We start from the raw sequence: 12,262 nt of genomic DNA, 5'->3' as shown, positions 1-12,262 counted from the left end.
CCCCGGGCTCCGCCCCGATTCGGTTCAACGGTCGCCCGCGGTGCCGTCGGCCAAGCGCCGCACCAGCACGGCGAACGCCTCGCGCTCCGCCGGCGTGAGCCGCACCTCCTCCGCCCACGGCCCCGTCCGCCGCTGACGCGGAATCGCGCGCAGCGCCTGGAGCGCCTGCCCCGCCGGGGCCGCGTACCCCGGCGTCGGTCCGGACCGCGGCCCCGATACCGGCTCCGGCTCCGGCCAGGGGTGAATCCCCCTGCCCCGCCCGCGTTCGCGTTCGCGCCGCAGGACACCGGCCAGGCCCACGGTGCAGGCCACGGCCACCACGGTGAGGACGGCGGCGCCCGCCACCCTCAAGATCGAGTCGTGCTCAGGCATGCGCCCCAGTACACACCACGGTCCGGGACTTTGGTCCCGGACCGTGGTGAACGTGATCTATATCGCAGTTGACGTGAACGGCTGCGAACCGCCTCGAGTTGCCTATATGCACCCAGGGCGCATCTATACGAGCCTAAAGGGGCAATCCGTCGCCCGTTCCCGGCTGCCGCGTCACGCGGCCACCGGCTGCTTCGCCTCGGCCGACGAGGCCACCGAACCCTTGCCCGCACTCGCGCCGTCCACTCCCGGAGCCGACTTGCGCAGGCCCTTCAGGACGATCACCAGAGCCGCCGTGACGCAGACACCCGCCGCGATGGCGACCAGGTAGAGGAACGGGTTGCCGATCAGCGGGACCACGAAGATACCGCCGTGGGGCGCGCGCAGGGTGGCACCGAAGGCCATCGACAGGGCGCCGGTGACCGCACCGCCCACCATCGAGGCGGGGATCACGCGCAGCGGGTCGGCCGCCGCGAACGGGATCGCACCCTCGGAGATGAAGGAGGCTCCCAGGACCCAGGCGGCCTTGCCGTTCTCCCGCTCGGTCCGGTTGAAGAGCTTGCCGCGGACCGTGGTGGCCAGGGCCATCGCCAGCGGCGGAACCATACCGGCCGCCATCACCGCAGCCATGATCTTCATCGCGGAGTCGCTGGGGCTCGCGACCGCGATACCGGCCGTGGCGAAGGTGTACGCGACCTTGTTGACGGGGCCGCCGAGGTCGAAGCACATCATCAGGCCGAGCAGGGCGCCGAGCAGGACGGCGTTGGCTCCGGTGAGGCCGTTCAGCCAGTCGGTCATGCCCTTCTGCGCCGAGGCGATCGGCTTGCCGATCACCACGAACATCAGGAAGCCGACCACCGCCGAGGAGATCAGCGGGATCACCACCACCGGCATGATGCCGCGCAGCGCCGCCGGGATGCGCACCCGCTGGATCGCCAGCACGACCGCACCGGCGATCAGACCGGACGCGAGGCCGCCGAGGAAGCCGGCGTTGATGGTGAGGGAGATCGCACCGCCGACGAAGCCGGGCACGAGTCCGGGCCGGTCGGCCATGCCGTAGGCGATGTAACCGGCCAGGACCGGGACGAGGAAGCCGAAGGCGACGCCGCCGATCTGGAAGAGCAGGGCGCCCCAGCTGTCGGCCTGGGTCCACACGAAGTGTTCCATCACCGACGGCGCCTCGTTGATCTCATAGCCGCCGATCGCGAAGCCGAGGGCGATGAGGAGACCGCCCGCCGCGACGAACGGGACCATGTAACTGACGCCGGACATGAGCCACTTGCGCAGCTTGGTGCCGTAGCCCTCGCCGGGTTCACCGGCGCGGTCCACGGGTGTGCCGGTGGATGCGGCGGCCGCGGTGACCTCACCGCGCTCGGCCTTGCCGCGGACCTCGGCGATCAGCTCGGCGGGGCGGTTGATGCCCGCCTTGACGCCGGTGTCGACGGTCGGCTTGCCCGCGAAGCGCTCCTTCTCCCGGACGGGCACGTCGTGGGCGAAGATCACACCGTCCGCCGCCGCGATCACGGCCGGGTCGAGCCGCTCGAAACCCGCCGAGCCCTGGGGCTCGACGGCGATCTCGACGCCCGCCTCCCGGCCGGCGTTCTCCAGTGCCTCGGCCGCCATGTACGTGTGGGCGATACCGGTGGGGCAGGAGGTGACGGCGACGATCCGGAAGGGACGTGCGTCCTCGTCCGCACCGGACGCGCCCGCCGCGTCGGTGGTGCCCGTGGCGGCACCGGTGGAGGCCGCCACCGGCGCCGCCACGGAGTCTGCGGTGTCCGTGACGTCCGCGGTGTCCGTGGCACCGGCGGGGCTGTCGGCCCCAGCCGTGCCCTCCGTACCCGCCGTGGACGCCGTGGATGCCGACTCGTCCGCCGTCGGCCGCTCGTCCCCGCGGACGAGCGCCGCCGCGCCCTCCGCGTCGCCGACCGACCGGAGCGCGTCGGTGAACTCGGCGTTCATCAGCTTCCGGGCCAGCGACGAAAGGATCGTCAGGTGGGCGTCGTCCGCACCCGCGGCGCGGCGATCAGGAAGATCAGGTCGGCGGGCCCGTCCGCGGCACCGAAGTCGATCCCGGCGGCGCTGCGCCCGAAGGCCAGCGTCGGCTCGGTGACATGCTCGCTGCGGCAGTGCGGGATGCCGATGCCGCCGTCGAGGCCCGTCGGCATCTGGGCCTCACGGGCGGCCACGTCGGCGAGGAAACCCTCCAGGTCGGTCACCCGGCCGAGGGTCACCATCCGCTCGGCGAGGGCTCGCGCCGCCGCTTCCTTGGTGTCGGCGGACAGGTCGAGGTCGACCAGATCCGCGGTGATCATCTCGCTCATCGCGGGCTCCTTCGCACGCGTATCGCCCGTGGCGTGGGGTGGGCGAAAGGGGTAACGGGGACGGTGATGCCGGTGATGCGGTGGGGGACGGTGGGGCTGCGGAGGTCGGCGCCACGACCGGCGCCCGAGGCGGCGTGCGCGGTACGGGCGGCACGGGTGGTACGGGTGGTACGGGCGTTCACGACACCGGCTCCCTGAGTGCACGGTCGACCGGCACCGTCGCCGTGACCGTCACCGCGGCCGGCTCCAGGTCGCCCGGCGTGGGCATCACGCTGCCGGGTGTCTGGACGGCCGCCGCTCCGTGGGCGAGCGCCGAGGCGAGTGCCTCCGGCCCGTGCCCGCCGGCGATGAGGAAGCCGGAGAGCGAGGAGTCCCCCGCCCCCACGTTGCTGCGGACGACGTCCACCCGGGCGGTGCCGAACCAGGTGCCGTTCTCGTCGACGAGCACCTGCCCGTCGGCGCCCAGGCTGGCGAGAACCGCACGGGCGCCCATCTCGCGCAGTTCCCCGGCCGCCTTCACCGCGTCGCCGACGGTGGCCAGGGGGCGTCCGACGGCCTCGGCGAGTTCCTCGGCGTTCGGCTTCACCACGTCGGGCCGCTCGCGCAGCGCCGCGACCAGTGCGGGCCCGGAGGTGTCCAGGGCGATGCGCACCCCGGAGGCGTGCGCCCGGGCGACCAGCTCGGCGTACCAGGAGGGCTCCAGACCGCGCGGAAGGCTGCCGCAGCAGGCGATCCAGTCGGCGCCCCGCGACTGCAGGTGGACCGTTTCCAGGAGCGACTCCCGTTCGTCCGCCGTCAGTTCCGGACCGGGTGCGTTGATCTTCGTCAGGACGCCGTCCGCCTCGGCGAGCGCGATGTTGGAGCGGGTGGCACCGGCCACCGGAACCGGAGCGACCTCGATGCCCTGCGCGTCCAGCAGTTCGGCGACCAGGGCGCCCGGCGCGCCGCCCAGGGGCAGTACGGCCACGGTGCGCCGGCCGGCCGCGGCGACGGCGCGGGAGACGTTGACTCCCTTGCCGCCCGGGTCCACGCGTTCGCCGGTGGCCCGGATGACCTCGCCGCGGTCCAGCGCGGGGACCTCGTACGTACGGTCCAGGGACGGGTTGGGGGTGACGGTGAGGATCATGCACGCACTACTTCCGTGCCGCCGCACTCGATCGCGAGGGCGTCTTCGAGGCTCAGCCCGCTGTCGGTGATCAGCAGGTCCACGTCGTTCATGCCGCCGAAGCGGGCGAAGTGCTCCTGGCCGTGCTTGGAGGAGTCGGCGAGCAGCACCACGCGACGGGCGGCCGCCATGGCCGCGCGCTTCACCGCGGCCTCGGCCAGGTCGGGGGTGGTCAGACCGTGTTCGACGGAGTAACCGTTGGCCGCGACGAACAGCACGTCCGCGCGGATCTCGCCGTACGCGCGCAGCGCCCAGGCGTCCACGGCGGCACGCGTACGGTGCCTCACCCGGCCGCCGATCAGGTGCAGTTGGATGCCGGGGTGGTCGGCGAGGCGGGCCGCGACGGGCAGGCTGTGGGTGACGACGGTGAGCGAGAGCTCCATCGGCAGGGAGCCGGCGAACAACGCCGCCGTCGAACCGGCGTCGACGATCATCGTGCCCTCGTTCGGGAGTTCCGCGAGGGCGGCCTTGGCGATGCGTTCCTTCTCGTCGGCGGCGGTCGTCTCCCGCTCGGCGAGGTCCGGCTCGAGGTCCAGGCGCCCGGCGGGAATGGCCCCGCCGTGCACCCTGCGGACCAGGCCCGCGCGGTCGAGGGACTTCAGGTCCCGGCGGATCGTCTCCGCCGTCACCTGGAAATGCTCGGCCAGCGAGACCACATCCACCCGGCCGCCGTCACGGGCGAGCCGCAGGATCTCCTGCTGACGCTCCGGTGCGTACATGCTCACTCATCTCCGACCAATGCCCGAATGCGTGGTTTCTCTTCGAAGGCTACGGCGAGATGCCCGAAAAGTAAACAGGAACGGATCCAAACGGGCATGAACGGACTTCTGTTTGTGTCTGTTCTCTGGCGGCGCTCCTGCGGGCGACACGGCAACGGGTGAACGGGCACCCGAAACAGGTCAGATCGTGTCCTGGTTCTGCGGCACCCCCGAGCCCATGACGACGGACACGCCCGCCCGGCTCCTCCGACTCCTCTCCCTCCTCCAGACGCCCCGCGAACGGCCCGGCGGCGAACTCGCCGGCCGTCTCGGGGTCTCCCGGCGCACGATCCGGCGGGACATCGACCGGCTGCGCGACCTCGGCCACCCGGTGCGGGCGATGCTGGTACCTCGTGGCGTACGACCTCGACCGCGCCGACTGGCGCACGTTCCGCGTCGACCGGGTGAGCGAGCCGTTCGCGACCGGGGCGAGGTTCGCGCCGCGTGAGCTGCCGACCGGGAGCGCGGCGGAGTACCTGCGGCAGTCCATGTACCGCGCGCAGGAGTCGTACGACCTCGACGTGACCTTCGCCGCACCGGCCGAGGCCGTCGCGGCACGGCTGCCGGACTGGCTGGGCACACCCGAGCCGCTGGACGAGCGGAGTTGCCGACTGCGCACGACGATGGACGGCCCCAAGGACTGGACGGCGGTACGCCTGGCCATGCTCGGCTACGACTTCACGGTGCGGGAACCCGCTGAACTTGCGCAGAACGTAAGGAAGTTGGGAGAACGCATGACGAGGACGGCGGCAGAGCACTGAAGGAAGGACACGCGGACCTCCACCGTCAGGACCTCGCCGTCAGAACATCGCCGTCAGGACCTCGCCGTCAGATCGCCCCAGGGGAAGTCCCGTAGCACCGCGAGGTTGGCCAGGGCCAGTTCCGCCGGCCCCCGCGGGCCCTCGGCCGGGTCGTCGCCCGCCGCCCACCCCTCCGTCGCCGTGCGTACGGCGGCACTGGCGACGGCGGCGGCGAAGCGCAGCCGTGTGTCCACGGCAACGTTGTCGGACGGAAGTCGACCATCCGTCACCCGATCCTCCCCCGGCCCGCCGACCGGCAGCCGCGACGCCAGCGCCTCCGCCAGCGCACGCTCCGACGCCTGGCACGCCTCCGCCCACACCCGGCGCAGGGACGGGTCGGTGTGGGCCAGCCGGATCAGGGTGCGCACCCACGCCCAGGAGGCCTCCGACGCCCCGACACCCGGCGTCAGGGTGTACCGCACGGCGTCCTCCAGGGCCTGCGGCACGGATGTTCCGGGCGGCGCCGCCCGCACCGCCTCCACCCAGCGCCGGGCCCCGGCCTCGTAGAGGGGGGCGATGGCCTCTTCCTTGGCGGTGAAGTACCGGTAGAAGGTACGCGGGGCGATGCCCGCCGCCTGGGCGATGTCCTCGGCACGGGTGGCCCGCAGGCCCTCACGGACGAAGAGGCCGGCCGCCGCGCGGGCGATCTCCATACGGGTCTCGGCCTTGCGCCGCTCGGTCAGCGAGGCCCGCGGAGCCGACGGGTCCTGCGGGGCCCGCGGGGTCTGCGGGGTCTGCGGGGTCTGCGGGGTCTGCGGGGTCTGCGGGGTCTGCGGGGTCTGCGGGGCCGAGACCTCCGATGACGCTGCTGTCACCGAAGGCGTCGAAGGTGTGGGGGTGGTGCTGCTCACGCCCAGCAGGCTATGCCCATGTGGCACAATCTGCCATCTGGTGGGCCACCCCGGGGTTCAGGTTCGGGGTGGCCCGCTCTTTTCCGTCCGTCCGGTGGGGGTTCCGGTGGGCACGGGAAAAGCCGGGTTCGGCACCCGGGGGGAGGGCGCCGAACCCGGCTCGGGAAGTCCCGGCGCCGGGGGGGGTGGTGCGACGGGACGTGGTCCGAAAGGCCCAGGGGGCCGAGACCCCGAGACCCGAACTCCTGGGCCTTGCCTTCTTGTTCCCTGGGCCCGGGGAGTTGAAGCAGTGTCACGGCGTCAGGTTTGCGCCGTCTTCCACCATCCGGCACTCACGGCGACGGCACAACACTCCTGCTCCGCGCCGGCACTACGCCACCGCGTCGAAACCGGTGTCGCGGGCCAGCTTCTTCAGCTCCAGCAGCGCGTGCTTCTCGATCTGGCGGATGCGCTCACGGGTCAGGCCGTGCTGCTTGCCGACCTCGGTCAGCGTGCGCTCCCGGCCGTCCTCGATGCCGTACCGCATCTTGATGATGGAGGCCGTGCGCTGGTCGAGGCGGCCGATGAGGTCGTCCAGTTCCTCGCTGCGCAGCAGCGTCATCACCGACTGCTCCGGCGACACCGCCGACGTGTCCTCCAGGAGGTCGCCGAACTGGGTCTCGCCCTCGTCGTCCACCGACATGTTCAGCGAGACCGGGTCGCGGGCCCAGTCGAGCACGTCCGTCACCCGCTCCGGGGTGGAGCCGAGCTCGGCGGCGATCTCCGTGGGCTCGGGGTCCCGGCCGTGCTCGCGGTTGAACTCGCGCTGCACGCGCCGGATCCGGCCCAGCTCCTCCACCAGGTGGACGGGCAGGCGGATGGTGCGGGACTGGTCGGCGATCGACCGCGTGATGGCCTGACGGATCCACCAGGTGGCGTAGGTGGAGAACTTGAAGCCCTTGCGGTAGTCGAACTTCTCGACCGCGCGCACCAGGCCGGCGTTGCCCTCCTGGATCAGGTCCAGCAGCGGCAGACCGCTGCGGGGGTAGCGGCGGGCGACCGCGACGACCAGACGCAGGTTGGAACGGATGAAGACGTCCTTGGCCCGCTCACTCGCGTCGTACAGCTCCTGGAGCTCCTCGGTGGTGGCCCCCACCGTGTTCTCCTCGGTGCCGTCGAGGATCTGCCGTGCGAACACACCCGCTTCGATGATCTGGGACAGCTCGACTTCCTTGGCTGCGTCGAGCAGCGGCGTGCGCGCGATCTCGTCGAGGTACATCCCGACCAGGTCACGGTCGGCTATCTCGCCGCGATGGGCGCGAACACTGCTTGCCGAGTCGGCCGTCTCGCCGGAGGCGGACTTACGACGGGCGACGGCACGGGTTGCCATGCTTGCTCCCTTACGATGATGAGGTCAGCGGGTGGTTCCTGCGGATACTCGACACGTACGGTCAGGTCTGCGTCTCGGTCTCATGCGGACTCTGCTCGAGTGCCCGGCATCTGCTGGAAACAACGACTGGAATCCGGACAGAATTCCCAACCTGCCCCCCGAATTTTCTGATCATGCAGTACCCTGTCGGGCCGCAGGGGGCGCGGATGCCGTCGCCTCCTGCGAACGCCCAGGTCAGGCCTGGGGCCGAGGGTGATCTGACACCACTCGTCGATCCGTAGGACCGGTACGCGCGTGAGACGGTAATCACGTTCGACACCGTGGTCCTCACTCCGGAGGAGTACCGCCCCGCCCCGGACTGCTCTCCTCCCTGTAGGCGGTCCGTACCGTCCGACGGTTGTCACGGAGTCGCTCCGAACGGCGACGGGTGGCGGGCACCGGGCGCTCCGGTCGCCCGCCACCCGCCACCCGTCGCCCGTCACCGCGACTGCGACCGCTGCCCTCAGCCGAACTGGACCGACCGCTTCGCCAGCCCCAGCCAGAACCCGTCGATCACCGACTTCTGCGTGTCCAGGTCGCCGGCGGCGTCCGCGGCGCCCATGGTCACGAAGAGCGGTGCGAAGTGCTCGGTGCGCGGGTGGGCGAGCGCGCCCGCCGGGGACTTGCGGGTGAAGTCGAGCAGCCCGTCCACGTCACCGGCGTCCAGGGCCCGGTTCCCCCAGTCGTCGAACTCCACCGACCACCTGGGGATGCCGCCCTGCCGCAGCGCGGCCAGGTTGTGGGTGAAGAAACCGGAACCGATGATCAGCACACCCTCGTCACGCAGCGGCGCGAGCTTCCGCCCGATGTCCATGAGCCTCACCGGGTCCAACGTGGGCATGGAGACCTGGAGCACCGGGATGTCGGCCCCGGGGAACATCTCGACCAGCGGGACGTAGGCGCCGTGGTCCAGCCCCCGGTCGGGAACGTCCTGCACAGGAGTACCGGGGGCGCGCAGCAGCTTGCGTACGGATTCGGCGAGCGCGGGAGCGCCGGGGGCGCCGTACTTCACCTGGTAGTAGTGCTCGGGGAAGCCCCAGAAGTCGTAGACGAGGGGGACCGTCTCGGTGGCGCCGAGGGCGAGCGGGGCCTCCTCCCAGTGGGCGGAGACGACGAGGATCGCCTTCGGGCGGGGCAGTCCGGCGGACCAGGCGGCCAGCTGACCGGGCCAGATGGGGTCGTCGGCCAGCGGCGGGGCGCCGTGGCTGAGGTACAGCGCGGGCATGCGTTCCTGAGTGGCGGCGGTCATGGCTGCGACTCCTTCCGGTGATCGGCGCAGATCCGTCATGGACTGACACGGACTGCCATGGGCTGGCACGGTTTTTACTTGAAACCTCAACCTCTTCCACAAACCCTATCGTAATTTTGTTTAACCTTCAAGCAGAAGCGTCGTACAGTGGAGTACATGACGACGGCACCCACCTCCGCATCGGCCCCGGGGTCGGCCCCCGGCCCGGCGCACACCGACGAACCGCGCTGGCTCAACGACGAGGAACAGCGCGTCTGGCGCTCGTACATCGAGGCCAGCACCCTCCTGGAGGACCACCTCGACCGCCAGCTCCAGCGGGACGCGGGCATGCCGCACCTCTACTACAGCCTGCTGGTCAAAATCGCCGAGGCACCGCAGCGGCGGCTGCGGATGACCGAGCTGGCGATGCTGGCGAAGATCACCCGCTCCCGGCTCTCGCACGCCGTGGCCCGCCTGGAGAAGAACGGCTGGGTGCGCCGCGAGGAGTGCCCCTCCGACAAGCGCGGCCAGTTCGCCGTACTGACGGACGAGGGTTTCGAGGTGCTGCGCCGGCACGCGCCCGGTCACGTGAACGCCGTGCGGCAGGCGCTCCTCGACCGGCTCACCCCCGAACAGCAGAAGTCCCTCGGCGAGATCATGGAGATCGTCGCCGAGGGACTCCAGCCCAGCGAAGCGGGTGCGGACCTGCCCTGGCTCCGCTGAGCGCGGGAGCCGGGGCAGGTCCTGGGAGCCGTACGGACGAGGCGTCCCCTCCTCATCCGTACGGGTGGCCCGAAAGGGCGGCCGGTCAGTGGGCGACGACCGGCACCGCCGCTTCCTCCTGAGCGCCCTCGGCGCCCCCCGCACCCCGGCCGGCCCCGTCGGAGGACCCGGTGACCGTGGTTCCCGGGCGGCCCGCGTCGACCAGGGCCAGGGCGACGAGCGCGGCCAGGACGAGGATGCCGACGGCGAACCAGATCGCGCTGGTGTAGCCCTGCACCATGCCCTCGAGCCGCACCACCTGCTGCTGGGACCGGCTCGCGGCGCCGCCGATGTGGTCGGCGATGTAGGACGTGGTGGCCGAGGCCGCGATCGTGTTCAGCAGGGCCGTACCGATCGCGCCGCCCACCTGCTGCGAGGTGTTGACCATCGCGGAGGCGACGCCTGCGTCCCGGGGCTCGACGCCCTGGGTGGCCAGCGACATGGCCGGCATGAACGCCGTACCCATGCCGAGACCGAGCAGCAGCATGCCGGGCAGCAGCACGGCGACGTAGGAGGTGCCGATCTCCATCCGGGTCAGCAGCAGCATGCCGACGGCGGCGACCAGGAAGCCGGGGCCCATCAGCAGCCGGGGCGCGACCCGGGTCATCAGGCGGGCGCCGATCTGGGTGGAGCCCGTGATCATGCCCGCGACCATCGGCAGGAAGGCGAAGCCGGTCCTGACCGGCGAGTAGCCCTTCACGACCTGCAGGTAGTAGGTCAGGAAGAGGAACAGGCCGAACATCGCGATGACCGCCAGCCCGAGTGAGAGGTAGACCCCGCCGCGGTTGCGCTCGGTGATCACGCGCAGCGGCAGCAGCGGCGCCCTGACCCGGGACTCGACCAGGACGAACGTCAGGAGCAGGACGGCCGACGCGACGAACATGCCGACGGTCAGCGAGTCGCTCCAGCCCTCGGACTCGGCGCGGGTGAAGCCGTAGACGAGCGCGACCAGGCCCAGGGTGGACAGCACCACGCCGGGGATGTCCAGCGGCGAGCGGTTGCGGCCGCCCTTCGGCTCACGGATGACGAAGTACGCGCCGGCCGCGGCGACGACGGCGAACGGGATGTTCACGAAGAACGTCCAGCGCCAGTCCAGGTACTCGGTGAGGAAACCGCCGAGGATCAGGCCGACGGCGCCACCGCCACCCGCGATCGCACCGTAGATGCCGAACGCCTTGGCGCGCTCCCTGCCGTCGGTGAACATCACCGCGAGCAGGGACAGCGCGGCCGGCGCGAGCAGCGCGCCGAACACGCCCTGCAGCGCGCGGGCGCCGAACATCATGGCCTCGTCGGTGGCCGCGCCGCCCAGCGCGGAGGCCGCGGCGAAGCCGCTCAGGCCGAGCACGAAGGCCCGCTTGCGGCCCCACAGGTCGGCGATCCGCCCACCGAAGAGGAGCAGTCCGCCGAAGGCGAGGGCGTAGGCCGTGACGACCCACTGCCGGTTGCCGTCGGAGATGCCCAGGTCCTGCTGGGCGGAGGGCAGGGCGATGTTCACGATGGTGGCGTCCAGGACGACCATCAGCTGGGCGAGCGCGATGAAGACGAGCGCTTTCCAGCGGTTGGCGTCCGGTGCGTTCCGTGCATCCGGTGAGTTCTGTGCTCCTGGCGTGTTCCGTGCTCCCGGTACGCCGGGGGACTTTGACGCTGTTTCAGTCATGGGGATACCCACTTCGGGACTTCGTGACGGAAAATTCAGAGCTTGCGATGAAAAAACGATGTCGTCAGGGAACGACTCGCCCACGGAGGACGGCCGCTGAGGCAGCTCTACGGATCTCGGTCTGGAACTCGGCTGGAACTCGGTCTGGAACTCGGCCTGAAAGTCGGTCTGGAACTCGGATCGAATCTCGGTCAGGGAGCGCTCAACGCGCGCGCAGGTCCTCCACGGTCACCGCCGCGCCCGGCAGGACGCCGCGGGCCGGGGCCCGCATCCCGTCCAGGAACAGCTGAAGATGGCGGTGGACGAACCGGTCGGCGTCGAGGCACCCCGTACCGGCCGGCGGCCGGCTGAGCTGGGCGATACCGACCAGCAGATCACCGAAGTCCACGTCGGCACGGAGCTGACCCGCGGCCTTGGCGCGGTCCATGATCTGTGCGACGAGCCCCTCGGCACGTACACGTGCGGCCCCCAGGTCGGGGTGGTTCTGGTCGAAGGTGCCGGCGATCATCGGGCACAGCGCGCTGATCCGTTCATCGGCGGCGGTGTGCGCGAAGCGCTCCAGCGCCTCGAAGGCATCCCCGGTCTCGGCGAGTGCACGCTCGGCCGCCTCCGCCGTACGGTCCATCACGGCGCACACGACCTCGCGCACCAGCGCGTCGCGGTCGGGGAAGTTGCGGTACACCGTGGCATTGCCCACGCCGGCCCGGCGGGCGATGTCGTCGAACGGCACGTCGGGGCCGAACTCGACGAACATCTCCCGGGCGGCGGTGACGATCCGCTCCCGGTTGCGCAGGGCGTCGGCACGGGGCCGGGACACCTTGCGCGATATGGAAGGGGCGGTCCGCACGATGCACTCCTGTCGTTCTGCTCGCCGACGCTCTGCTCACCGGCGCTCTGCTCGCTGATGTTCTGCCCGCTCTCGCGATCCGGGGAAGAACTC

General features: G+C 71.3%; 9 protein-coding genes and 2 pseudogenes. 2 read left to right on the top strand and 9 right to left on the bottom strand.

All coding sequences use genetic code 11. The features are described from left to right. Positions 1-24: 24 nt before the first annotated feature. The 4 genes and pseudogenes from JL475_RS16380 to JL475_RS16365 form a co-directional block, all read right to left on the bottom strand. Positions 25-372, bottom strand: coding sequence for a hypothetical protein (locus JL475_RS16380; protein WP_202278443.1), 348 nt, complete (start codon positions 370-372; stop codon positions 25-27). Positions 373-543: 171 nt separating this feature from the next. After that, positions 544-2,693: pseudogene (locus JL475_RS16375) on the bottom strand (fructose-specific PTS transporter subunit EIIC). A gap of 178 nt (positions 2,694-2,871) precedes the next feature. Then, on the bottom strand, positions 2,872-3,819 hold the full coding sequence (gene pfkB / locus JL475_RS16370) for a 1-phosphofructokinase (protein WP_202278442.1): 948 nt from the start codon (positions 3,817-3,819) through the stop codon (positions 2,872-2,874). Then, complete coding sequence (locus tag JL475_RS16365) at positions 3,816-4,577, bottom strand: DeoR/GlpR family DNA-binding transcription regulator (RefSeq protein WP_202278441.1); 762 nt, start codon at positions 4,575-4,577, stop codon at positions 3,816-3,818. The genes pfkB and JL475_RS16365 overlap by 4 nt, the downstream gene beginning before the upstream one ends. Before the next feature lie 217 nt (positions 4,578-4,794). Here JL475_RS16365 and JL475_RS16360 point away from each other — a divergent pair. Continuing rightward, positions 4,795-5,377, top strand: a pseudogene (locus JL475_RS16360) (WYL domain-containing protein). A gap of 53 nt (positions 5,378-5,430) precedes the next feature. Here the strand turns inward: JL475_RS16360 and JL475_RS16355 are convergent. The 3 genes from JL475_RS16355 to JL475_RS16345 form a co-directional block, all read right to left on the bottom strand. Further along, positions 5,431-6,069, bottom strand: a complete 639-nt coding sequence (locus JL475_RS16355) for a TetR/AcrR family transcriptional regulator (RefSeq protein ID WP_202278527.1) — start codon at positions 6,067-6,069, stop codon at positions 5,431-5,433. 568 nt (positions 6,070-6,637) lie between these two features. Further along, on the bottom strand, positions 6,638-7,636 hold the full coding sequence (locus JL475_RS16350; RefSeq protein ID WP_202278440.1) for an RNA polymerase sigma factor RpoD/SigA: 999 nt from the start codon (positions 7,634-7,636) through the stop codon (positions 6,638-6,640). Positions 7,637-8,138: 502 nt separating this feature from the next. Further along, positions 8,139-8,924 (bottom strand): dioxygenase, encoded by a 786-nt coding sequence (locus tag JL475_RS16345; RefSeq protein ID WP_202278439.1) that lies wholly within the window; start codon positions 8,922-8,924, stop codon positions 8,139-8,141. Positions 8,925-9,080: 156 nt separating this feature from the next. Here JL475_RS16345 and JL475_RS16340 point away from each other — a divergent pair, with 156 nt between their 5' ends. Next, a complete protein-coding gene (locus JL475_RS16340; protein ID WP_202278438.1) occupies positions 9,081-9,626 on the top strand; it encodes a MarR family winged helix-turn-helix transcriptional regulator in 546 nt (181 codons plus the stop codon). A gap of 85 nt (positions 9,627-9,711) precedes the next feature. Here JL475_RS16340 and JL475_RS16335 read toward each other — a convergent pair whose 3' ends face one another. Both JL475_RS16335 and JL475_RS16330 read right to left on the bottom strand, forming a co-directional pair. Beyond that, positions 9,712-11,322: an MFS transporter gene (locus JL475_RS16335; protein ID WP_202278437.1), complete on the bottom strand. Its 1,611-nt coding sequence runs from the start codon at positions 11,320-11,322 to the stop codon at positions 9,712-9,714. Between the two features lie 202 nt (positions 11,323-11,524). Continuing rightward, positions 11,525-12,169: a TetR/AcrR family transcriptional regulator gene (locus JL475_RS16330; RefSeq protein ID WP_202278436.1), complete on the bottom strand. Its 645-nt coding sequence runs from the start codon at positions 12,167-12,169 to the stop codon at positions 11,525-11,527. Between the last annotated feature and the right edge of the window lie 93 nt (positions 12,170-12,262).

It is taken from the genome of Streptomyces sp. M2CJ-2 (assembly GCF_016757295.1).
Taxonomy (GTDB): Bacteria; Actinomycetota; Actinomycetes; order Streptomycetales; family Streptomycetaceae; genus Streptomyces.
Note: the sequence above shows the minus strand (reverse complement) of the source record. Positions and strands in the feature narration are given on the sequence as shown.

What these genes read in the sequence shown, in the direction of transcription:
- JL475_RS16380 (WP_202278443.1), bottom strand. Translation starts at nt 372, where the DNA reads ATGCCTGAGCACGACTCGATCTTGAGGGTGGCGGGCGCCGCCGTCCTC.
- pfkB (WP_202278442.1), bottom strand. Translation starts at nt 3,819, where the DNA reads ATGATCCTCACCGTCACCCCCAACCCGTCCCTGGACCGTACGTACGAG.
- JL475_RS16365 (WP_202278441.1), bottom strand. Translation starts at nt 4,577, where the DNA reads ATGTACGCACCGGAGCGTCAGCAGGAGATCCTGCGGCTCGCCCGTGAC.
- JL475_RS16355 (WP_202278527.1), bottom strand. Translation starts at nt 6,069, where the DNA reads ATGGAGATCGCCCGCGCGGCGGCCGGCCTCTTCGTCCGTGAGGGCCTG.
- JL475_RS16350 (WP_202278440.1), bottom strand. Translation starts at nt 7,636, where the DNA reads ATGGCAACCCGTGCCGTCGCCCGTCGTAAGTCCGCCTCCGGCGAGACG.
- JL475_RS16345 (WP_202278439.1), bottom strand. Translation starts at nt 8,924, where the DNA reads ATGACCGCCGCCACTCAGGAACGCATGCCCGCGCTGTACCTCAGCCAC.
- JL475_RS16340 (WP_202278438.1), top strand. Translation starts at nt 9,081, where the DNA reads ATGACGACGGCACCCACCTCCGCATCGGCCCCGGGGTCGGCCCCCGGC.
- JL475_RS16335 (WP_202278437.1), bottom strand. Translation starts at nt 11,322, where the DNA reads ATGACTGAAACAGCGTCAAAGTCCCCCGGCGTACCGGGAGCACGGAAC.